The organism is Geodermatophilus sp. SYSU D00879 (assembly GCF_054050375.1).
Window position 1 is genome coordinate 26,023 of record NZ_JBJGZF010000007.1, and the last position, 21,383, is coordinate 47,405.

Consider the following 21,383-nt stretch of genomic DNA (forward strand, 5'->3'; position numbering starts at 1 on the left):
CGGTCGAGGGTAGGCGTCACCGGCGACACCCTCCGGGGCGTGCCACCATGGTCGTACAGGCCCGCTCAGCAGCGACCGGACCATGGAGGTGACGTGGTCGCGCTCATCGTCATCCTCTTCCCCCCGATGGTCATCGCGTTCCTGCTGGTCATGGAGCGCGTGGAGGAGCCCCTCCGCCGTCCGACGTCGCCGCGCGAGGTGGCCGAGTTCCTCGAGTCGGCGACCCCGGGCGAGGTCGACACGCTGGCCGCCTCGGGCATCCGCCGGGCGATGGCCCGCTGGCGCCGGCGCCGCCGGTCGCGGGTCCGCCAGAGCACCGAGACGCTGGTCTGAGAGACCTCACACCGCGTCGCTCCCGGGGCCGTTCCTCACCCCGGCGGGTCACCCGGTGTGTCTCCGAACGGGTGACCGTGCGCACAGCCGCCTAGACTCCGTCTGGATGCGGGGCCGACGCCCCGCAGGTCGAACGCGGAACGGTGGGGTGGAGAGAAATCGTGGTGGACGAGGTGCTGGCCCAGTCGGGGCTCTTCCAGGGACTCTCGGAGGACGCCGTCGACCCCGTCGCCAGCCGTCTGGAGACGATCACCCTGCCCCGCGGTCGGGTCGTGTTCAACGAGGGTGAGCCGGGCGACAGCCTCTACATCGTGCTGAGCGGCAAGATCAAGCTGTCCCGGCGCTCCCCCGACGGCCGCGAGAACGTGCTGGCCGTCATGGGCCCCTCCGACCAGTTCGGCGAGCTGTCGGTGTTCGACCCCGGCCCGCGCACGGCCACGGCCACGGCGGTGACCGACGTCAAGCTGGCCAAGATGCCGCAGTCGGTGCTGCGCCCGTGGATCGAGGCGCACCCCGAGGTCGGCGAGCGGCTGCTGCACGTGCTCGCCCGCCGGCTGCGCCGCACCAACGACTCGGTGGCCGACCTGATCTTCACCGACGTCCCCGGCCGGGTGGCCAAGGCGCTGCTGCAGATGGCCGACCGGTTCGGCAGCCGCGAGTCCGACGGCCTGCGGGTGAAGCACGACCTGACGCAGGAGGAGCTGGCCCAGCTGGTCGGCGCCTCGCGGGAGACGGTCAACAAGGCACTGGCCGACTTCGTGCACCGCGGGTGGATCCAGCTGCAGGGCAAGTCGGTCGTCGTCCTCGACGAGGACCGCCTCCGCCGCCGCGCGCGCTGAACGTCTGGACGCGAGAGGCCCGGAACCGCCACGGTTCCGGGCCTCTCGCGTTCGAGGCACCCGAGGCGACCCGCCCCGCGAGGCGCGCGGGCAGGGCTCAGCGCAGCAATCGGCCTGGGTGCAGGGGCCCGCGCCGAGCGTGGGGGGCACCGAGGCCCTTCCGGGCACCTGGCCGCGGTGTGCCCCGGAGGGTCACGAGGGGAGCGGCACCACGAGGCCGATGCGGGTGCCGTCGGGCAGCTCGGCGAAGCGTCCCTCGGGCGTGGTCCGCAGCTCGGGCATGATCGGGTGCAGCGGCTCCGGCGGGGACCCGGCCAGCGCGGCCGCCACGTCGGGGAAGGCCGACAGCTGCCGCAGCGTGTGGATCGTCGGCGGCAGCATCGGCCGCGTGCCGGCCCGCATCTCGGTCAGCGCGGCCTCCGGCGTGAGCCAGCTGGCCTCGTCGGCCTCGCCGGAGACGTCGCGGGCCTCCTGCCCCACGGGCAGCGCCGCGACGAAGAACCGGGTGTCGTAGCGGCGGGTCTCCTGCGGCGGGGTGATCCAGTGCGCGAACGGCCGCAGCAGGTCCGCCCGCAGCGCCAGCCCACGCCCGGCCAGCAGCCCGGCCAGGGACAGCTCGCGGGTGAGCAGCGCCTGCCGCTGGGCCTCCCAGTCGTCCCCGGACACGTCCGGCACGACGTCGCTGCCGTCGGGCGAGCCGGCCAGCAGGACGCCGGCCTCCTCGAAGGTCTCGCGGACGGCGGCGCACACCAGCTCCCGCGCCACCCGCTCGTCGCAGCCCAGCGCCTGCGCCCACTCGGCGGGCGGCGGCCCGGCCCAGGCGACGGCGGTGTCGCCGTCGCGCGGGTCCACCCCGCCACCGGGGTAGGCGGTCATCCCCCCGGCGAAGGGCATCCCGCGGGTGCGGCGCAGCAGGTGGACCTCGAGCCCCTCCGCGCCGTCGCGGAGCAGCAGGACCGTCGCCGCCGGGCGGATCGCCGTCATCCGCGCAGTTCGACCGTCAGCTCGATCTCCACCGGCGCGCCCAGCGGCAGCTCGGCCACGCCGACCGCGCTGCGGGCGTGCCGTCCGGCGTCGCCGAACACCTTCCCGAGCAGCTCGCTGGCGCCGTTGACCACGCGCGGCTGGCCGCTGAAGCCCTCCGCGCTGGCCACGTAGCCGACGACGCGCACGATCCGGGCCACCTGGTCCAGCCCGACCAGCTCGTCGACGGCGGCCAGCGCGTTGAGGGCGCACAGCTTGGCGTCGGCGGCGGCGTCCTCGGGGTCGACCGAGCCGCCCACCTTGCCGGTGCGCCGCAGCCCGCCGTCGACGAACGGCAGCTGGCCGGAGGTGAACACCAGGTCCCCGGTGCGCACGGCCGGCACGTAGGAGGCGACCGGCGCGGCCACCGGGGGCAGCCGGATGCCGAGTTCGCGCAGCCGCGCGTGCCAGCTCTGGGCCTGCATCCCCTGCGTCATCGCCGGCGCCTCAGGCCAGCGGGCGCTTGAGGTAGGCGACCGGCTGCTCGGGGCCGGTCGGGCCGGGCAGCACCGTCACCAGCTCCCACCCGTCGGTCCCCCACGAGTCGAGGATCGCCTTGGTGTTGTGGATCAGCAGCGGGATGGTGGCGTACTCCCACCTGCGGCGGGCCGGTTCACTCATGGACGACGACGCTAGCGCAGCGCCGGGGGCCCGGCGGCGGGTGCGCTGCGCCCACGGCGGGCCGCGATCCCCGGAGTGCTCCTAGGCTGGTCAGGGTGAGCCCCGACTTCCCCGTGCGCTGCCACGTCGTCACCGGGAAGGGCGGGACCGGCAAGACCACCGTCGCCGCCGCCCTGGCCCTGGCCCTGGCGTCCGAGGGCCGCACCGTCCTGCTCGTGGAGTGCGAGGGCCGCCAGGGCATCGCCCAGCTCTTCGACACCCCGCCCCTGCCCTACGAGGAGCGCCGGGTCGCGGTCACCCGCCACGGCGGGGAGGTGCGGGCGCTCGCGATCGACGTCGAGGAGGCCCTGCTCGAGTACCTCGAGATGTTCTACAACCTCCGCCGCGCCGGCCGGGCGCTGCGCAAGATGGGCGCCGTCGACTTCGCCACGACGATCGCCCCGGGTCTGCGCGACGTCCTGATCACCGGGAAGATCAAGGAGGCGGTCACCCGGCGCAAGGACGGCCACCGGGTCTACGACGCGGTCGTCGTCGACGCCCCGCCGACCGGGCGGATCACCAAGTTCCTCAACGTGACCAGCGAGATGGCGGGCCTGGCGCGCTCCGGCCCGATCAAGACGCAGAGCGACGGCGTCATGGCGGTGCTGCGCTCCCCGCAGACGGCGGTGCACCTGGTGACCCTGCTCGAGGACATGCCGGTGCAGGAGACCGCCGACGCCATCGCCGAGCTGACCGAGGCCAAGCTGCCCGTCGGCTCGGTGATCGTGAACATGGCCACCGAGCCGGTGCTGCCGGAGCCGGCACTGGTGCGGGCCGCCGAGGGCGCGGTCACCGGCGCCGACCTCGTGCCCGGGCTGACCGCGGCGGGCCTGCCCGCCGACCCCGCGCTGGCCGACGCGCTGGCCGCGGAGGCGGTCGAGCACGCGCAGCGGTGGGCGGCGCAGGACGCGCTGCGCGCCCGGGTGGAGTCCTTCGACCGGCCGACGGTCGAGCTGCCGCTGCTGCCCGGCCCGATGGACCTCGGCTGCCTGTTCGAGCTGGCCGACCGGCTCGAGGAGCACCTCGGCGCGGAGGTGGCGGCGTGAGCGCCGCCCGCGCCGCCGCGTCGCCGGCGGCCGACCGGCACGCCCCGCCGATGGACCTCGCCGCGCTCATCGAGGACCGCGACACCCGGATCGTCGTCTGCTGCGGCTCCGGCGGGGTCGGGAAGACGACGACGTCGGCCGCGCTCGCGCTGGCCGCCGCGGAGGCCGGCCGCCGCGTCGTCGTCCTGACCATCGACCCGGCCCGCCGGCTGGCGCAGTCGCTGGGCCTCGTGGAGCTGGACAACGAGCCGCGGCGGGTCGACGTCCCGGGGGCCGCGGGCGAGCTCCACGCGATGATGCTGGACATGAAGCGGACCTTCGACGACATCGTGTCCGCGCACTCGACGCCCGAGCGGGCCGGGCAGATCCTGGCCAACCCCTTCTACCAGACCTTGTCCTCGTCGTTCTCCGGAACGCAGGAGTACATGGCGATGGAGAAGCTGGGCCAGCTGCGGGCGGCCGACACCTGGGACCTGATCGTCGTCGACACGCCGCCGTCCCGGTCGGCGCTGGACTTCCTCGACGCGCCCAACAAGATGAGCCGGTTCCTCGACGGCACGATGATCCGGCTGCTCACCGCGCCGGCCCGCGCCGGCGGCCGGGCCGGGCTGCGGGTGGCCGGGGCCGGGCTGATGTTCTTCAGCCGGATCATCAGCAAGGTCCTCGGCGGCCAGCTGCTGCGCGACATCTCCGCGTTCGTCACCGCGCTGGACACGATGTTCGGCGGGTTCCGCGAGCGGGCCACCGCCACCTACGAGCTGCTGCGGCGGCCGGGCACGTGGTTCGTCGTCGTCGCGACGCCGGAGCCGGACGCGCTGCGCGAGGCCTCCTACTTCGTCGACCGGCTCTCGGCCGAGGGGATGCCGCTGGCCGGGCTGGTGCTCAACCGCACCCACCCGCCGGCGAGCACGCGGCTGTCGGCCACCCGCGCCGAGGCCGCCGCCGAGGCCGCCGCGGAGAACGGGGACGGCGACCCGGCCGCGGCGCTGGCCGCCGGCGCCCTGCGGGTGCACGCCGAGCGGATGACCGTGGCCGCGCGCGAGCAGCGGCTGGCCGACCGGTTCACCAGCGCCCACCCGGAGGTGGCGATGCGGGCGGTCCCGGCGGCCGCCGGCGACGTCCACGACCTGGACGGGCTGCGCACCATGGCCGAGGCGCTGACCGGTCCCGACGACGACACGCCGACCGGCGTGCCGCGCACCCGCGTGCTGCCCGCGCGCCGCGCCTGATCACCCGTCCGGGTCACGCCGGGCCCGTACATTGGCAGCGATGTCTGCTGCCTCCCGCGCCCGAGTCCTGGGCAAGCTCGTCGCGATGATCGTCGTGGCCGGCGCGCTCGTCGCCGGCCTGCTCTTCCCGCTCGTCGGCGGGAGCGGGCTGGTGGCGCGCAACTCCGCGTCCCTGCTCGACGCGCTGCCGGTGGAGCTCACCGACGCGACCCCCGCGGGCAACTCCCGCGTGCTCGCCGCCGACGGCTCGCTGATCACCAACTTCTACGCCCACAACCGCACGGTGGTGGCGTCCGACCAGATCGCCGACGTGATGAAGCAGGCGCTGGTCGACATCGAGGACTCGCGCTTCTACGACCATAACGGCCTGGACGTGCAGGGCACGCTGCGCGCCGCGGTGACCAACGTGGCCGCGGGCTCGGTGCAGGAGGGCGGCTCGACGATCACCCAGCAGCTGGTCAAGCAGACCCTGCTGGAGACCGCCGACAGCGCCGAGGAGCGGCAGGAGGCCATCGAGCAGGACGGCGTCGAGGGCCTGTCCCGCAAGCTCCGCGAGGCCCGGCTGGCCCTGGCGCTGGAGGAGACCTACTCCAAGGACGAGATCCTCACCCGCTACCTCAACATCGTGTACTTCGGGCAGGGCGCCTACGGCATCCAGGCCGCCGCCCAGAAGTACTTCAGCGTCAACGCCGCCGACCTGACCCTCCCCCAGGCGGCGATGCTCGCCGGGCTGGTGCAGAGCCCGACCAACGACGACCCGATCACCCAGCCGGAGAACGGCCAGACCCGCCGCAACCAGGTGCTGCAGCGGATGTTCGACCTCGACCACCTCGACGGGACGACCGAGGAGCAGCTCGCCGCGCTCATGGCCGAGCCGGTGCAGGTGGCGCCGGGCATCAGCCCGCCCAACGGCTGCATCGACGCCGCGATCGGCGGGTTCTTCTGCGCCTTCATGCAGCAGTACCTGACCCAGGTGCTCGGCATCAGCCAGGAGCAGCTGGACAACGGCGGCCTGACCATCCAGACGACGCTGAACCCGCAGCTGCAGACCCTCGGCGACCAGGCGGTCCTCAAGACCCTGCCGATGGGCGACCAGCTCGCCGGCATGTTCACCGCCGTGGAGCCGGGCACCGGCGCGGTCATGGCGATGAGCGTCAACCGGCAGTACGGCTGCGCGGACCCGCAGTGCGAGTCCGTCGTCCTGCACACGGCGGCCAGCAAGGGCTCCGGCTCGACCTACAAGGTGTTCACCGCCGCCGCGGCGCTCGAGGCCGGCATCCCGGCCAACACCGTGATCAGCACGCCGGGCAACCAGTACACCTCGCGGGTCTTCCGCGGCCCCTCCTGCGGCGGCGACCGGTCGCGGTCGACCGGCATGTACTGCGTCGAGAACGCCGGCAACTACCCGGACACCCTCGACATGGTCGGCGCCCTGGTCCGCTCGTCGAACACCTACTTCCTCGCGCTGGAGGACCGGCTGGGCAGCGTCGAGGGCCCGGTGCGGATGGCCGAGCGGATGGGCATGAGCTTCGACCAGCCCACCCAGAACTCCGCCGACGAGATCATCGACGGCAACTTCGGCTCGTTCACGCTCGGCGCCGAGGCCACCAGCCCGCTGGACCTGGCCAACGCGTACGCCACCCTCGGCGCCCAGGGCACCCAGTGCGACCCGATCCCGGTGGTCCAGGTGCTCGACCGCAACGGCCAGCCGCTCACCGGCGACGACGGCCAGCCCGTGGTCCGCGGCGACCGGTGCACGCCGGACGCGATCCCGGCGAACATCGCCGACACGCTGGCCAACATCCTCGTCGGCGACACCGCCAGCCCCGAGGGCACCGGCACCCGGGCCGCCATCCCGGGTCACGCGATCGCCGGCAAGACCGGTACCGCGCAGGGCCGGGACTCGGTGGCCTTCGTCGGCGTCATGCCCGAGTACGCGGCCAGCGTCATGGTGTTCAACCCCAAGGAGCAGCAGGACGTCGGCGGCTACGGCGGCAACATGCCGGCCACCATCTGGCACGACGCCTTCGCGCCCTTCCTCGCCGACAAGCCCACCTCGGCGTTCCCGCCGGCCGACCCCGCGCTGCTGCAGGGCCGCCCCGCGCCCGCCCCGCCGGCGCCGAGCACCCCCGCACCCACGCCCGACCAGGACGACGCCGACCAGGACGACGCCGGCCAGGGCGACGCGGACCAGGGCAACGCGGACGGCTGGCCCGGCAACGGCAACTGGAACGGCGGCAACGGCCGCGGCGGCAACTGAGCCCGCTCCCGGCCGACCCGGGGCCGCCCCGGGTCAGCCGAGCTGGCGGCGGACCTCCGCGGCCACCCGGGCGCCCTCGGCCCGGCCGGCGACGGCCGCGTTGGCGGCGCCCATGACCCGGCCCATGTCCTTCATGCCGCTCGCGCCGGTGCGGGTGACCGCGTCGGCGACGATCGCGGCGAGGTCGGCGTCGTCGAGCTGGGCGGGCAGGTAGGCGGCCACCACCTCGCCCTCCGCGCGCTCACGGCCGGCCTGCTCGGCGCGGCCGGCCCCGTCGAACGCCTCGGCCGCCTCGCGGCGCCGCTTGGCCTCGCGCCGCAGCACCGCGAGCACCTCGTCGTCGGACAGCTCCCGGGCCTCCTTGCCCGCGACCTCCTCCGCGCTGACCGCCGCGAGCACCATCCGCAGCGTCGCGGTGCGCAGCTCGTCGCGGCTCTTCATGGCGGAGGTGAGGTCGGCACGCAGCCGGTCCTTCAGGTCAGACACGCCCTCAGCCTGGCACGACGCCCGCCGTCCCGGCCGCCGGGGCCGATCACGGCCCGTAGGCTCGGGCCGTGCGCTGGTACACCGCCCTGCCCACGGCCGCCGTCGCCGCGGGCGCCTCCACCGTCGCCTACGCGTCGCTGTACGAGCGCAACCGCTGGACGCTGCGCCGCTTCGACGTCCCGGTGCTGGCCCCCGGCTCGGCGCCGCTGACCGTGCTGCACCTGTCGGACCTGCACATGACCGCCGGGCAGCGGTCCAAGCGCGACTGGGTGGCGGCGCTGGACGACCTCGAGCCCGACCTCGTCGTCGACACCGGGGACAACCTGGCCGGGACCGACGCCGTCCCGACGGTGCTGCAGGCCCTGGACCCGCTGCTGGACCGGCCCGGGGCCTTCGTCACCTCGTCCAACGACTACTACGGGCCGCGGCCGAAGAACCCGCTCAGCTACCTGACCCGCCCCGACAAGCGGGTGCACGGCACCGAGCTGCCCTGGCGCGACCTGCGCGACGGGCTGACCGGCCGCGGCTGGCTGGACCTCACCAACGCTCGCGGCGAGCTGACCGTCGGCGGCCGGCGGATCGTCCTCGCCGGCTGCGACGACCCGCACATCCGGCGGGACGACTACGACGCCGTCGCCGGGCCGGCCGACCCGACGGCGGACCTGCGCATCGGTGTCGTCCACTCCCCCGAGCCGCGGGTGCTCGACCGGTTCGCCGCCGACGGCTACGACCTGCTGCTGTGCGGCCACACCCACGGCGGGCAGCTGCGGGTGCCGTTCTACGGGGCGCTGGTCACCAACTGCGGCATCGACCGGGACCGGGTCCGCTGGCTGCACCGCTGGGCCGAGCCCGCCCCGGGGCGGCCGAACGGCACCTGGCTGCACGTCTCGGCGGGCCTGGGCACCAGCCCGTACGCGCCCGCCCGGTTCGCCTGCCCGCCCGAGGCGACCCTGCTCACGCTGACGGCGCGGCCCGCGTGACACCCCCTGACCCGCTGCCAGGCCGGTGGCACGGCTCGGCTACAGTGGTCGAGGCACCGGGGTGTGGCGCAGCTTGGTAGCGCGCGTCGTTCGGGACGACGAGGCCGCAGGTTCAAATCCTGTCACCCCGACTCCAGCTCAGGGGCCGCCTGCGGGCGGCCCCTGAGTCGTTTCCCGGGGTTGGCCGGGCGCCGATGCGGGCACCGGGGACCCGATGACCGAGTGGCTGCTCCTCCTCGCTGCCGTGCTGCTGACGGCGCTGACCGGCTTCTTCGTGGCGGCCGAGTTCTCCCTGACCACGGTCGACCGCGGCCGCGTCGAGGAGGCCGCCCGGGCCGGGGACGCCCGGGCCGGCGGCGTGGCGACCGCGCTGCGGACCCTGTCCACCCAGCTGTCGGCCGCGCAGCTCGGCATCACGCTGACCACGCTCGTCGTCGGCTACCTGGCCGAACCCGCGATCGGCCAGCTGCTGCACGGCCCGCTCGAGGCGCTCGGCCTGTCGCAGGCGGCCGCCACGGGCGTCTCCTACGGCCTCGCGCTGGCCCTGGCGACGACGCTGCAGATGCTGCTCGGCGAGCTCGGGCCGAAGAACCTGGCGATCGCCGATCCGCTGGGCATCGCGAAGGTCGTCGCGCCGGGGATGCGGGCGTTCACCGCGGTCGCGGGCGTCGTCGTCAACGCGCTGCAGCGGCTGGCCAACGCGATCGTGCGCCGGCTGGGCTTCGAGCCCCGCGAGGAGCTGGACTCCGCCCGCGGCGCCGAGGAGCTGGCCGCGGTGGCCCGCCGGTCGGCGGCCGAGGGCGACCTCTCCCCCGTCGCCGCCCGCCTGCTCGAGCGCTCGCTGGGCCTGCGCGCCAAGTACGCCACCGACGTCATGACGCCGCGGACCCGGCTGTGGACGCTGCGGGCCAGCGCCACCGCCGCCGACGTCATCGTCGCGGCCACCGAGTCGGGCAACTCGCGCTTCCCGGTCTACGGCTCCGACCTCGACGAGGTCACCGGGGTCGTGCACGTCAAGCGCGCGGTCGCCGTCCCGGAGGCCGAGCGGGGCCGCCGCACCGCCGGCGAGCTGGCCGACCCGGTGCTCGCCGTCCCCTCGTCCCTGCGGCTGGAGCGGCTGCTGGACCTGCTGCGCGAGCAGGGCCTGCAGATCGCGCTGGTGGTCGACGAGTGGGGTGCCACGCACGGCGTGGTGACGCTGGAGGACATCGTGGAGGAGCTGGTCGGGGAGATCACCGACGAGACCGACCGGCCGCTGCGCACCCTGCGCCGGGTCGACGACGTGCGGTGGGTGCTGTCCGGGCTGCTGCGCCCCGACGAGGTGCTCGACCGCACCGGGATCGCGGTGCCCGAGGGGCGGTACGAGACGCTGGCCGGGTTCCTCGCCGAGCGGCTGCAGCGGCTGCCCGAGGTGGGCGACTGCGTCGAGTTCGACGGCGCGCGGTTGATCGTGCAGAGCCTCGACGGCCGCCGGGTCGCGCGGATCCTGGCCGAGCGGACGGTGGTGCTGCCGCCGGGCGCCACGGCCTCACGGGCGCGGGCGCGGCAGGAGGCGGCGGCGTGAGCGACGTCGTCAGCCTGCTGATCCTCGTCGGCCTGCTGCTGGGCAACGCGTTCTTCGTGGCCGCCGAGTTCGCGCTGGTGTCCGCGCGGGTCGACCAGATCGAGCCGCGCGTCGCGCAGGGCTCCGCGCGGGCGGCCAAGACGCTGGCCGCGATGCGCAACGTGTCGCAGAACATGGCGGGCGCCCAGCTGGGCATCACGCTGTGCTCGCTGGGCCTGGGCGCCGTCGGCGAGCCCGCCGTCGCCCACCTCATCGAGGCGCCGCTGCACGCGCTCCACGTGCCGGACGCGCTGCTGCACCCGATCGCGCTGGTCATCGCGCTGGCGCTGGTGACCGTGCTGCACATGGTGCTCGGCGAGATGGTGCCCAAGAACATCACCATCGCCGGCCCGGACCGCGCGGCGATCGCGCTCGGCCCGCCGCTGGCCGCCTTCACCCGGCTGCTCAAGCCGGTCATCTGGTTCTTCAACACCACGGCCAACGGCTTCGTGCGGGCGTTCGGCGCCACGCCCACCGACGAGGTGGCGGCCAGCTTCGACGAGGCCGAGATCCGCTCGATGATCACCCAGTCGCGGCGCGAGGGGCTGCTGGGCACCGAGGTCAGCGAGCTGGCGGCCGGCGCGCTCACCTTCGAGCAGCACACCGTCGAGGACGTGCTGCTGCCGATGGACACCGTCGTCACGGTGCCGCGCTACACCACGCCGCGGCAGCTCGAGGCCGTCGTGGCCGAGTACGGCTTCAGCCGCTACCCGGTCCGGGCCGACGACGGGTCGCTGGCCGGCTTCGTGCACGTCAAGGACGTGCTGGGCATCGGGGCCGAGGGCCGGGACCGGCCGATCCCGGAGGAGCACGTCAACCGGCTGGTGCCGATCGCGCCCGGTACGGGGCTGCCCGAGGTCCTCTCGGAGATGCGCGCGCAGGGCGCCCACCTCGGCGGCGTGGTGGACGCCCGCGGCGGGGAGCGGCACACCGTCGGCCTGGTGGCGCTGGAGGACGTGCTCGAGCTGCTCATCGGCGACGTCCGCGATGCCGCCGCCGACGCCGACGCCGCGGCCGAACGGGCCCGGGCGATCGCCGCCCGGGGCGGCCCGAGGGCCGGGGCGGGCGCCGGGGGAAGATGAGCGGGTGAGCGCCCCCGTCCTGTCCCCGGAGGTCACCGCCCGCTGGCAGGCCCGCTTCCGCGCGCCCCGTGTCAGCCTGCCCGACTGGGCGCTGCGCGCGCCGCAGCGCTGCCTGTACGCCTCGGACGTCAGCGGCGTCGTCGAGCAGTACGCGTGGGACCGCACCACCGACGCGCACCGCCAGGCCACCGACCGGCCCAACGGCACGCTGATCGGCACGCTGTCCCCCGACGGCGAGACGATCTGGTGGTTCGCCGACACCGACGGCGACGAGTTCGGCGTCTGGATGGTGCAGCCGTTCGCGGGCGGCGAGGACCGGGTCGCCGTCCCGGAGGTCGGGCCGGCCTACCCCGCCGGGCTGGAGATCGGGTCCTCGCTCGTGGCGATCGGCCGCTCCACCGACGACGGCAGCGAGCTGTGGCTGGCGCCCACCGGCGGGACGCCGCGGGTGGTCTACCGGCACGAGGACCCCGCCTCGGTCGACGCCCTCACCCTCGACGACGAGCTGCTGGTCATCTCGCACTCCGAGCACGGCGACCCGCGCTACCCGGCGCTGCGGGTGCTGCGGACCGCCGACGACACGGTCGTGGCCGAGAAGTGGGACGGCGAGGGCCGCGGCCTGCACGCGCTGGAGTTCGCCCCGCTGCCCGGCGACCGGCGGCTGCTGGTCGGCCACGAGCGGCGCGGCCGGGAGGAGCTGCTGGTCTGGGACGTCGCGGCCGACACCGAGACCGAGATCGTGCTCGACCTGCCCGGCGACGTGACCGCCGGCTGGTACGCGGACGGGTCGGCGCTGCTGGTCGGCCACGACCACGCCGCCCGCAGCGAGCTGTACCGCTACGACCTGGCCACGGGCGCGCTCGAGCGGCTGGACACCCCGTCCGGCGTCGTCCGCGGGGCCACCGCGCGCCCGGACGGGACCGTGGAGCTGGCCTGGTCGTCGTCGGAGCGCCCGCCGGTGATCCGCCGCGCCGACGGGCCGGTGGTGCTCGCCGCGCCCGGTGAGGAGCCGCCGGCGGCGCACCCGGTCGAGGACCGCTGGGTGCCCGGCCCGGGCGGGGACGTGCACGCGCTCGTCGTCCGGCCGGCCGGGGAGCCGCCGTACGCGACGGCGTTCCTGGTGCACGGCGGCCCCGAGTCCGCCGACGACGACTCCTACCGCGCCCGCCGCGCCGCCTACGTCGACGCCGGCTACGCGGTCGTGCACGTCAACTACCGCGGCTCCACCGGCTACGGCAGCGCCTGGCGGGACGCGCTCACCGGCCGGCCCGGGCTCACCGAGCTCGAGGACGTCGCCGCGGTCTACGACGCGCTGGTCGCCGAGGGCTTCCTCGACCCGGCTCGGGCGGTGCTCACCGGCGGCTCGTGGGGCGGCTTCCTCACCCTGCTGGGCCTGGGCACGCAGCCCGAGCGGTGGGCCGCGGGCATCGCCGAGGTGCCGGTGGCCGACTACCTGGCCGCCTACGAGGACGAGATGGAGGGCCTGCGGGCCTACGACCGGGCGCTGTTCGGCGGCTCCCCCGACGAGGTGCACGAGCGGTACGTGCGGTCCTCGCCGATCACCTACGTCGAGCAGGTGCGGGCGCCGGTGCTCGTCGTCGCCGGGGCCAACGACCCGCGCTGCCCGATCCGGCAGATCGAGAACTACCTCGCCGAGCTGGACCGGCTGGGCCGCCCGCACGAGGTGTACCGCTTCGACGCCGGCCACGGCTCGCTGGTCATCGAGGAGACGATCCGGCAGGTCGAGACGGCGCTGTCGTTCGCGCTGCGGCACGTCCGGCCGTGACCCTGGCTGGGAGCAGGGCGACGACGGCGAGCGTCGTCAGCAGGTAGAGGTCCTCCACCACGAGCCCCGGGACGCCGAGGTCGTGGTGGTGGCCGGGGTCGGCCTCGGCGAACCAGATCGACGACGACGCCAGCACCAGCCCGGTGACGACGGCGAGCGCCGCGGCGGCCCGGCGCCCGGACAGCCACCCGGGCGCCGCCGGGCTGCCCGCGGCGACGTCCACGAGGACGACCAGCGCGGGCACCAGCCAGATGAAGTGGTGCGACCAGGCGATCGGGCTGACCAGGCAGGCGGCCAGGCCGGTGAGCGCCACGCCGGCCAGGTCGTCACCGGCGCGGGCGGCCCGCACCGCGCGGGTGAGCACCAGCGCGAGGACGGCGACGGCGAGGACCAGCCACACCGCCCGCGGCGGCTGGGCGGGGTCGGTGAGCCGCGCCAGCGCGCCCAGCAGCGACTGGTTGGACGTCTTGTCCAGCCGGCCCACCCGCTCGGTCTGCCACAGCGTCTCGGTGAAGAACCGCCACGACGTCGCCGGCGCGACGGCGAACGCCAGCGCGGTCGCGACCGCCGCGGTGCCGACCGCGACCGCCGCCGCCCGCCAGCGCCGCGTCAACAGCAGGTACACGACGAACAGCCCCGGCGTGATCTTGAACGCGGCGGCCAGCCCGATGCCGACGCCGGCCCATCGCCACCCTCGGTGCAGTGCGGCGACGTCGGCCAGCACCAGCGCGAGCAGCAGCAGGTTGACCTGGCCGAAGCCGATCGTCTCCCGCACCGGCTCGACCACGAAGACCACCGGCAGCGCGGCCGCGACGGCGAACGCCACCGGCCACCCGTGCCGGCGGGCCAGCGGCGCGACCAGCCACGCCGTGGTCCCGGCCAGCACCACCAGGTTGAGCGCGGCGTGCACGGCCGCGACCGCATCGATCGACAGCAGCGTCATCGGCAGCACCGCCAGCGCCGCGAACGGCGGGTACGTGAAGCCGTAGTCGGTGCGGCCGAACGTGTAGTCGTAGAGCGGCCGGCCCGAGCGCCACCACTCGACCGCGCCGTCGTAGACCCGCAGGTCGAACCAGTTGTGCCAGGGGTCGTTGGGCCCCCACGCCGAGACCAGCCCGGCGAGCACCGCCAGCGCGAGGACGACGGCGACCTGCGCGGCGACCCGCCACCCGGCCCCCGGACGGCCGACGGGTGCCACGTCCGCTCAGCGCCGGAGCAGCAGCTCGGCGATCTGCACGGTGTTGAGCGCCGCGCCCTTGCGCAGGTTGTCGTTGCTGACGAACAGCACCAGCCCGCGGTCGTCGTCGACGCTCTGGTCCTGCCGGATGCGCCCGACGTAGCTGGGGTCCTGCCCGGCGGCGTGCAGCGGCGTCGGGACGTCGGTGAGCTGCACGCCCGGCGCCCCGGTGAGCAGCTCGGTGGCGCGGGTGACCGTCAGCGGCCGGGCGAACTCGACGTTGAGCGACAGCGAGTGCCCGGTGAAGACCGGCACCCGCACGCAGGTGCCCGCGACCCGCAGGTCGGGGATGCCGAGGATCTTGCGGCTCTCGTTGCGGAGCTTCTGCTCCTCGTCGGTCTCGAACGAGCCGTCGTCGACGACGCTGCCGGCCAGCGGCAGCACGTTGAACGCGATCGGGCGCACGTACTTCTGCGGCTCGGGGAAGGCCACCGCCGCGCCGTCGTGGGTGAGCTCGGCGGCCTTGTCGGCGACCGCCCTCACCTGCCCGTCGAGCTCCTCGACGCCGGCCAGGCCGCTGCCGGAGACCGCCTGGTAGGTGCTGGCGACCAGCCGGACCAGCTGCGCCTCGTCGTGCAGCGGCTTGAGCACCGGCATCGCGGCCATCGTGGTGCAGTTCGGGTTGGCGACGATGCCCTTGGGGATGTCGGTCAGGGCGTGCGGGTTGACCTCGGCGACGACGAGCGGGACGTCGGGGTCGCGGCGCCACGCGGAGCTGTTGTCGACGACGGTCACGCCGGCCTCGGCGAACCGCGGCGCCTGCGCCCGCGAGGTGCTCGCGCCCGCGGAGAACAACGCGACGTCGAGCCCGGTCGGGTCCGCGGTGGCGGCGTCCTCGACGGTGATCTCGCCGTCCGCCCAGGGCAGGGTGCTGCCGGCGCTGCGGGCGCTGGCGAAGAACCGCAGCTCGCTGAGCGGGAACTGCCGCTCGGCGAGGATCCGGCGCATGACGGCGCCGACCTGGCCGGTGGCGCCGACGACGCCGACCCGCAGGCCGTCGCGCTTGAAGATGCTCATCGTCCGGTCCCTCCGTAGACCACGGCCTCCTCCTCGTCGCTGCCGAGGTCGAAGGCGTCGTGCACCGCGCGGACGGCGACGTCCACGTCGCTGTCGCGGCAGACCACGGAGATGCGGATCTCCGAGGTGCTGATGAGCTCGAGGTTGACGCCGGCGTCGGCCAGCGCGCCGAAGAAGCGGGCCGAGACGCCGGGGTGGCTGCGCATGCCGGCGCCCACCAGGCTGACCTTGCCGATGTGCTGGTCGAAGCGGACGTCGCTGTAGCCGACGGTGTGCTTCACCTTCTCCAGCGCGGCGATCGCGGCCGGGCCGTCGCTCTTGGGCAGCGTGAACGAGATGTCGGCGAGCTTGCTGGCCTCGGCCGACACGTTCTGCACGATCATGTCGATGTTGATCTCGGCGTCGGCGAGCACGCGGAAGATCTGCGCGGCCTCGCCCGGCCGGTCCGGGACGCCGTAGACGGTGATCTTGCCCTCGCTGCGGTCGTGCGCGACGCCGGTGATGATCGCCTGTTCCACGCTGAGGTCCTCCATCGAGCCGGTCACCACGGTGCCGGGGAGCTGTGAGTAGGAGCTGCGGACGTGCACCGGGATGCCGTAGCGGCGGGCGTACTCGACGCAGCGGAGCATGAGCACCTTCGCGCCGGAGGCCGCCAGCTCGAGCATCTCCTCGTAGGTGACCGTCTCCAGCCGCCGGGCGTTGGGGACGATCCGCGGGTCGGCGGTGAAGACGCCGTCGACGTCGGTGTAGATCTCGCAGACGTCGGCCTGCAGCGCCGCGGCGACGGCGACCGCGGTGGTGTCCGACCCGCCGCGGCCGAGCGTGGTGACGTCCTTGGTGTCCTGGCTGACACCCTGGAACCCGGCGACGATGACGACCGAGCCCTCGTCCAGCGCCGAGCGCAGCCGGCCGGGCGTGACGTCGATGATCCGCGCCTTGCCGTGGCTGGAGGTCGTGATCACCCCGGCCTGCGAGCCGGTGAACGACCGGGCCTCGTACCCGTGCGTGCTGATCGCGATGGCCAGCAGCGCCATGGAGATGCGCTCGCCCGCGGTGAGCAGCATGTCCAGCTCGCGGCCGGGCGGGTCGTCCGTGATCTGCGCGGCCTGGTCGAGCAGCTCGTCGGTGGTGTCGCCCATCGCCGAGACCACGACGACGACGTCGTTGCCGGCCTTCTTCTGCGCGACGATGCGCTCCGCGACGCGCTTGATGTGGGCGGCGGAGGCCACGGAGGAGCCACCGTACTTCTGCACGACGAGGGCCACGGGTCCACAGGCTACCGATGCCGGCCTGTCCCCCCGTGAATCAGCCCGGCGCGGTCCCGTTGCGCCCCGCCGCCGTGGGCGATGTGATCACCGGGTGACCGCTCCCGAGGACTGGCTGCTCAGCGCCGAGGAGCGGGGCAACGCGGCCACGGAGCTGCCGGCCTGGACCGAGGGCAACCTCGCCGTGCCGCTGGTGCACGGCGCCACCTACTTCGACCGGCTGGTCGAGTGCGTCGAGGGGCTCGACGAGGGCGACCACCTGTTCTTCACCGACTGGCGCGGCGACCCCGACGAGGAGCTGCGCCCCGGCGGGCCGACCGTCGCCCAGCTGTTCACCGAGGCGGTGGGCCGCGGGGTGACCGTGCGCGGCCTGGTCTGGCGCTCGCACGTGGACTGGCTGTCGTTCAGCGCCCGCGAGAACCGGGCCCTGGACCGCGAGGTCGAGGACGGCGGCGGCCTGGTGGTGCTCGACCAGCGGGTGCGCCGCGGGGGCAGCCACCACCAGAAGCTCGTCGTCTGCCGACACGACCAGGACCCGACGAAGGACACCGCCTTCGTCGGCGGGATCGACCTGTGCCACAGCCGCCGCGACGACGCCGACCACCGCGGCGACCCGCAGACGCTGCCGATGGCCGCGGCGTACGGGCCCACCCCGCCCTGGCACGACGTGCAGCTGATGATCCGGGGCCCGGCCGTGGCGGCCCTGGACACGGTGTTCCGCGAGCGGTGGGACGACCCCACCGACCCCGACGAGGGCAACCCGATCGCGCACGTGATCGACCGGTTCCGCCGGGGCCGCATGTTCGCCGACCCGCTACCGCCGCAGCTGCCGGCCCCACCGCCGATGGGGCCGCACCTGGTGCAGAACCTGCGGACCTACCCGGCGATCCGGCCGCGCTACGACTTCGCGCCTGACGGCGAGCGGTCGGTCGCCCGCGGCTACTCGAAGGCGATCCGGCGGGCGCGGCGGCTGATCTACCTCGAGGACCAGTACATGTGGTCGGCCGAGGTGGCGGAGCTGTTCGCCGACGCGCTGCGCGAGCACCCCGACCTGCACCTCGTCGTCGTCGTGCCGCGGGTGCCCGACCAGGACGGCGCGATCGCCCAGCGGCCGCAGTACGTGGGGCGCTGGCAGGCGATCGAGATGTGCCGCCGGGCCGGCCGGGACCGGGTGCACGTGTACGACGTCGAGAACCACGAGGGGACGCCGGTCTACGTGCACGCGAAGGTGTGCGTGGTCGACGACGTGTGGGCCAGCGTCGGCAGCGACAACTTCAACCGCCGGTCCTGGACCCACGACAGCGAGCTGTCCTCGGCCGTCCTCGACACCACGCTCGACCCCCGCGAGCCGCGCGACCCGGCCGGCACCGGCGACGGCGCGCGCACCTTCGCCCGCGACCTGCGGCTGGTGCTCGCCCGCGAGCACACCGACCGGGCCGAGGACGGCAGCGAGGACGCCGACCTGCTCGACCCGGCCACGTTCGTCGCGACCCTCGACGCCGCGGCCGACGCGCTCGACGCCTGGTACGACGGCGGCTGCCGCGGCCCCCGCCCGCGCGGCCGGCTGCGCCACCACAGGGCCGAGCGGCTGACGCTGCCCACCCGCCTCTGGGCGACGCCGCTGTACCGCCTGGTCGACGACCCCGACGGCCGCCCCCTCCGCCTCCGCCGCCGCCGCGAGTTCTGACCCACCGCCCCACCCACCGGCCTGACCGCCCGGTCCCGGGGTCCGGCCGGCCGTTCCCCGCGCTCGGCTCCGCCCGTGCCGGCCCGGGCAGTGCCTCCTCCCGAGCGAACTCGTGCTCTGCCCACACCTGTGTGCAGAGCACGAGCTCCGCACACCCGTAGCAGGACCGGCCCTCGTGCTCTGCCTACACCTGTGTGCAGAGCACGAGCTTCCACAGGAGGACATCCGGCGGCTCTCGGGCGAGTCCCGACAGCGACGCTGGCCGGGTGTCCGACTTCTCCCTGTCCGGACTGCTCCGGCGGATCCGTCGCGTCGCGGACCTGTCGCAGCGGGAGCTGGCCCAGGCCGGAGGGCTGCCCAGCTCGACGGTCGCGGCGGCAGAGGCCGGGACGCGCGGGCTCGACGCCCGCGCCCTGGCCCGGCTGGCGGCCGTCGCGGGGCTGCGGCTGGCGCTGCTGGACGACGAGGGGCGGGAGGTGGCGCCGATGGACGGCACGGCCGTGCGCGACGAGGGCGACCGGCACTTCCCCGCGCACCTCGACACCCGGCACGGTGACGACGGCTGGTGGCACGGGCCGCACCGGTACGACCGCACGCCGGTCACCTACACGTTCACCCGGGACCGGAGGAGCAGGGACGACCGCCGCCGGGTGCGCGGGACCCCGGCGGACCACCAGCTCCCCCGGCCCGGGGACGCCCTGGCCGACCGGGCCGCGGCCCGGCGGGCCGCCGCGGCGAGGGCGCGGGCCGAGGAACGGGCGCGGTTCCTGGAGGAGGACAGGGGCCGGTCGTTCGACGACGGCTTCCGCTGCGTGTGCCCGCCGGCCTGCGACGACCTGCTGCTCGACGAGCCCCCGCCGGCGCCGGGCCGCTCCGCACCGCCCGCCCCGCACGCGCCGGACTGCGCGTGTGGCTGCGACCTGAGCTGACCCGCTGCTACCGTGGGCTCCGTGCGCGGCAGCCTCCTGCTTACCCGCCGCGGCGAGGCCTCCTCCTAGGTCGGCTCCCTCGCCGCGGAGATCCTGCCGTGGTCGATGACGTCCCGGTGCCCGCTGACCGCCCCCCAGGAGCGACAGTCCAGCCCGCACCAGAGGAGTCATCCCACCGTGACCAGCCCCCAGCACCCGCACGCCCGCAACCCCCAGCGCCCGTCGGGGATGCCGATCTCCCGCTACGCCCCGTTCCAGCCGGTCGACCTCTCCGACCGCACCTGGCCGGAGAAGGTCACCACGGTGGCCCCGCGCTGGTGCGCCGTCGACCTGCGCGACGGCAACCAGGCCCTGATCGACCCCATGAGCCCCGACCGCAAGCGCCGGATGTTCGAGCTGCTGGTGCGGATGGGGTACAAGGAGATCGAGGTCGGCTTCCCGGCGGCCAGCCAGACCGACTACGACTTCGTCCGCCAGCTCGTCGAGGACGACCTGGTACCCGACGACGTCACCATCCAGGTCCTCACCCAGGCCCGGGACGAGCTGATCGAGCGCACCTTCGAGTCGCTGCGCGGCGCGGACCAGGCGATCGTCCACCTCTACAACTCGACCAGCACGCTGCAGCGCCGCGTCGTCTTCGGCAGCGACCGCGCCGGCATCGTCGACATCGCCGTCCACGGCGCCCAGCTGGTCCGCAAGCTGGCCGAGCAGGCCGGCGACACCGAGATCCGCTTCGAGTACAGCCCCGAGTCCTTCACCGGCACCGAGCTGGACTTCGCCGTCGAGATCTGCAACGCGGTCACCGACGTCTGGGAGCCGACCCCCGACCGGCCGACCATCCTCAACCTGCCGGCGACCGTCGAGATGGCCGAGCCGACCGTCTACGCCGACCAGGTCGAGTGGATGCACCGCAACCTGGGCCGCCGCGACGCCGTCGTGCTGAGCCTGCACCCGCACAACGACCGCGGCACCGCAGTCGCCGCCGCCGAGCTGGGCTACCGCGCCGGCGCCGACCGCATCGAGGGCTGCCTGTTCGGCAACGGCGAGCGCACCGGCAACGTCGACCTGGTCACCCTGGGCCTGAACCTGTTCAGCCAGGGCATCGACCCGCAGATCGACTTCTCCGACATCGACGAGATCCGCCGCACCGTCGAGTACTGCAACCAGCTCGGCGTGCACGAGCGGCACCCCTACGGCGGCGACCTGGTCTACACCGCCTTCTCCGGCTCCCACCAGGACGCCATCAACAAGGGCTTCAAGGCGCTGGAGGCCGACGCGGCCGCCGCCGGGAAGCCGGTCGAGCAGATGCCGTGGGCGGTGCCGTACCTGCCGATCGACCCCAAGGACGTCGGCCGCAGCTACGAGGCGGTCATCCGGGTCAACAGCCAGTCCGGCAAGGGCGGCGTGGCCTACATCATGAAGACCGAGAACCACCTCGACCTGCCCCGGCGGCTGCAGATCGAGTTCAGCGGGGTCGTCCAGCGGCACACGGACGACGAGGGCGGGGAGGTCACCGCGCAGCAGATGTGGGCCGCGTTCACCAGCGAGTACCTGCCTGACCCCGACGCCCCGTGGGGCCGGTTCGCCCTCACCGGCCACCGGCACACCGCCCACGGCGAGCAGCTCGACGAGATGGTGGTCGAGCTGACCGCCGACGGCGTCCCGGTCACCGTGCAGGGCCGCGGCAACGGCCCGATCGCCGCGTTCGTCGACGCGCTGAAGACCCTCGACGTCGACGTCCGGGTCCTGGACTACGCCGAGCACGCCCTGTCCGCCGGCGGCGACGCCCGGGCCGCCGCCTACGTCGAGTGCGCGGTCGGCGAGCGCGTGCTGTGGGGCGTGGGCATCGACCCGAACATCGTCAGCGCCTCGCTGCGCGCCGTCGTCTCGGCGGTCAACCGGGCCCTGCGCTGAGGCACCC

General features: G+C 74.7%; 19 protein-coding genes and 1 tRNA gene. 13 read left to right on the plus strand and 7 right to left on the minus strand.

Features of this window, described 5'->3' with window-relative positions:
- Positions 1-93: 93 nt before the first annotated feature.
- Together ACI79B_RS11185 and ACI79B_RS11190 are read left to right on the plus strand one after the other, a co-directional pair.
- Positions 94-333: a hypothetical protein gene (locus ACI79B_RS11185; protein WP_456928388.1), complete on the plus strand. Its 240-nt coding sequence runs from the start codon at positions 94-96 to the stop codon at positions 331-333.
- 161 nt (positions 334-494) lie between these two features.
- On the plus strand, positions 495-1,172 hold the full coding sequence (locus ACI79B_RS11190) for a Crp/Fnr family transcriptional regulator (protein WP_456928387.1): 678 nt from the start codon (positions 495-497) through the stop codon (positions 1,170-1,172).
- Positions 1,173-1,364: 192 nt separating this feature from the next.
- On the opposite strand, the gene ACI79B_RS11195 is transcribed toward ACI79B_RS11190, so the two are convergent.
- The 3 genes from ACI79B_RS11195 to ACI79B_RS11205 are packed head-to-tail and all read right to left on the minus strand — an operon-like array spanning position 1,365 to position 2,816.
- Positions 1,365-2,156, minus strand: a complete 792-nt coding sequence (locus ACI79B_RS11195; RefSeq protein WP_456928386.1) for an NUDIX hydrolase — start codon at positions 2,154-2,156, stop codon at positions 1,365-1,367.
- The gene (locus ACI79B_RS11200; protein WP_456928385.1) at positions 2,153-2,632 is read right to left on the minus strand and encodes a RidA family protein; all 480 of its coding nucleotides are present in this window, start codon (positions 2,630-2,632) and stop codon (positions 2,153-2,155) included. The genes ACI79B_RS11195 and ACI79B_RS11200 overlap by 4 nt, the downstream gene beginning before the upstream one ends.
- Positions 2,633-2,642: 10 nt before the next feature.
- Positions 2,643-2,816, minus strand: a complete 174-nt coding sequence (locus ACI79B_RS11205; protein WP_456928384.1) for a hypothetical protein — start codon at positions 2,814-2,816, stop codon at positions 2,643-2,645.
- Positions 2,817-2,911: 95 nt separating this feature from the next.
- Here ACI79B_RS11205 and ACI79B_RS11210 point away from each other — a divergent pair, with 95 nt between their 5' ends.
- The 3 genes from ACI79B_RS11210 to ACI79B_RS11220 are packed head-to-tail and all read left to right on the plus strand — an operon-like array spanning position 2,912 to position 7,390.
- Positions 2,912-3,901 carry an ArsA-related P-loop ATPase gene (locus ACI79B_RS11210; RefSeq protein WP_456928383.1) on the plus strand — a complete coding sequence of 330 codons (990 nt, stop codon included), beginning with the start codon at positions 2,912-2,914 and terminating at the stop codon, positions 3,899-3,901.
- The gene (locus tag ACI79B_RS11215) at positions 3,898-5,130 is read left to right on the plus strand and encodes an ArsA family ATPase (protein ID WP_456928382.1); all 1,233 of its coding nucleotides are present in this window, start codon (positions 3,898-3,900) and stop codon (positions 5,128-5,130) included. Before ACI79B_RS11210 ends, ACI79B_RS11215 begins: the two co-directional genes overlap by 4 nt.
- A 40-nt stretch (positions 5,131-5,170) precedes the next feature.
- Positions 5,171-7,390, plus strand: coding sequence for a transglycosylase domain-containing protein (locus ACI79B_RS11220; RefSeq protein WP_456928381.1), 2,220 nt, complete (start codon positions 5,171-5,173; stop codon positions 7,388-7,390).
- Positions 7,391-7,423: 33 nt separating this feature from the next.
- On the opposite strand, the gene ACI79B_RS11225 is transcribed toward ACI79B_RS11220, so the two are convergent.
- Positions 7,424-7,876 carry a GatB/YqeY domain-containing protein gene (locus ACI79B_RS11225; protein ID WP_456928380.1) on the minus strand — a complete coding sequence of 151 codons (453 nt, stop codon included), beginning with the start codon at positions 7,874-7,876 and terminating at the stop codon, positions 7,424-7,426.
- Between the two features lie 68 nt (positions 7,877-7,944).
- Between ACI79B_RS11225 and ACI79B_RS11230 the strand changes: the two genes are divergently transcribed.
- From ACI79B_RS11230 to ACI79B_RS11250, 5 genes are all read left to right on the plus strand, one after another.
- Positions 7,945-8,856, plus strand: coding sequence for a metallophosphoesterase (locus ACI79B_RS11230; protein WP_456928379.1), 912 nt, complete (start codon positions 7,945-7,947; stop codon positions 8,854-8,856).
- 57 nt (positions 8,857-8,913) lie between these two features.
- Positions 8,914-8,987: transfer RNA gene (locus ACI79B_RS11235), tRNA-Pro, on the plus strand.
- An 83-nt stretch (positions 8,988-9,070) separates the two neighbouring features.
- Complete coding sequence (locus tag ACI79B_RS11240; protein WP_456928378.1) at positions 9,071-10,420, plus strand: hemolysin family protein; 1,350 nt, start codon at positions 9,071-9,073, stop codon at positions 10,418-10,420.
- Positions 10,417-11,541: a hemolysin family protein gene (locus ACI79B_RS11245; protein WP_456928377.1), complete on the plus strand. Its 1,125-nt coding sequence runs from the start codon at positions 10,417-10,419 to the stop codon at positions 11,539-11,541. Before ACI79B_RS11240 ends, ACI79B_RS11245 begins: the two co-directional genes overlap by 4 nt.
- A gap of 4 nt (positions 11,542-11,545) precedes the next feature.
- Positions 11,546-13,327 (plus strand): prolyl oligopeptidase family serine peptidase, encoded by a 1,782-nt coding sequence (locus tag ACI79B_RS11250; protein WP_456928376.1) that lies wholly within the window; start codon positions 11,546-11,548, stop codon positions 13,325-13,327.
- On the opposite strand, the gene ACI79B_RS11255 is transcribed toward ACI79B_RS11250, so the two are convergent.
- The 3 genes from ACI79B_RS11255 to ACI79B_RS11265 are packed head-to-tail and all read right to left on the minus strand — an operon-like array spanning position 13,260 to position 16,846.
- Positions 13,260-14,525 (minus strand): glycosyltransferase 87 family protein, encoded by a 1,266-nt coding sequence (locus ACI79B_RS11255; protein ID WP_456928375.1) that lies wholly within the window; start codon positions 14,523-14,525, stop codon positions 13,260-13,262. The two genes, ACI79B_RS11250 and ACI79B_RS11255, sit on opposite strands and share 68 nt — an antisense overlap.
- A 6-nt stretch (positions 14,526-14,531) precedes the next feature.
- The gene (locus ACI79B_RS11260) at positions 14,532-15,581 is read right to left on the minus strand and encodes an aspartate-semialdehyde dehydrogenase (protein ID WP_456928374.1); all 1,050 of its coding nucleotides are present in this window, start codon (positions 15,579-15,581) and stop codon (positions 14,532-14,534) included.
- Entirely contained in the window at positions 15,578-16,846 is a 1,269-nt protein-coding gene (locus ACI79B_RS11265) for an aspartate kinase (RefSeq protein ID WP_456928373.1), read from the minus strand. The genes ACI79B_RS11260 and ACI79B_RS11265 overlap by 4 nt, the downstream gene beginning before the upstream one ends.
- 94 nt (positions 16,847-16,940) lie before the next feature.
- Between ACI79B_RS11265 and ACI79B_RS11270 the strand changes: the two genes are divergently transcribed.
- From ACI79B_RS11270 to leuA, 3 genes are all read left to right on the plus strand, one after another.
- On the plus strand, positions 16,941-18,533 hold the full coding sequence (locus ACI79B_RS11270; RefSeq protein ID WP_456928372.1) for a phospholipase D family protein: 1,593 nt from the start codon (positions 16,941-16,943) through the stop codon (positions 18,531-18,533).
- A 266-nt stretch (positions 18,534-18,799) separates the two neighbouring features.
- Positions 18,800-19,462, plus strand: a complete 663-nt coding sequence (locus ACI79B_RS11275; protein WP_456928371.1) for a helix-turn-helix domain-containing protein — start codon at positions 18,800-18,802, stop codon at positions 19,460-19,462.
- Positions 19,463-19,639: 177 nt separating this feature from the next.
- Positions 19,640-21,376 (plus strand): 2-isopropylmalate synthase, encoded by a 1,737-nt coding sequence (gene leuA / locus ACI79B_RS11280; protein WP_456928370.1) that lies wholly within the window; start codon positions 19,640-19,642, stop codon positions 21,374-21,376.
- Positions 21,377-21,383: the final 7 nt, after the last annotated feature.

Bases quoted from the DNA above. Each gene is read 5' to 3' on its own strand.
- ACI79B_RS11260 (WP_456928374.1), bottom strand. From the start codon at position 15,581: ATGAGCATCTTCAAGCGCGACGGCCTGCGGGTCGGCGTCGTCGGCGCC.
- ACI79B_RS11195 (WP_456928386.1), bottom strand. From the start codon at position 2,156: ATGACGGCGATCCGCCCGGCGGCGACGGTCCTGCTGCTCCGCGACGGC.
- ACI79B_RS11205 (WP_456928384.1), bottom strand. From the start codon at position 2,816: ATGAGTGAACCGGCCCGCCGCAGGTGGGAGTACGCCACCATCCCGCTG.
- ACI79B_RS11200 (WP_456928385.1), bottom strand. From the start codon at position 2,632: ATGACGCAGGGGATGCAGGCCCAGAGCTGGCACGCGCGGCTGCGCGAA.
- ACI79B_RS11220 (WP_456928381.1), top strand. From the start codon at position 5,171: ATGTCTGCTGCCTCCCGCGCCCGAGTCCTGGGCAAGCTCGTCGCGATG.
- ACI79B_RS11240 (WP_456928378.1), top strand. From the start codon at position 9,071: ATGACCGAGTGGCTGCTCCTCCTCGCTGCCGTGCTGCTGACGGCGCTG.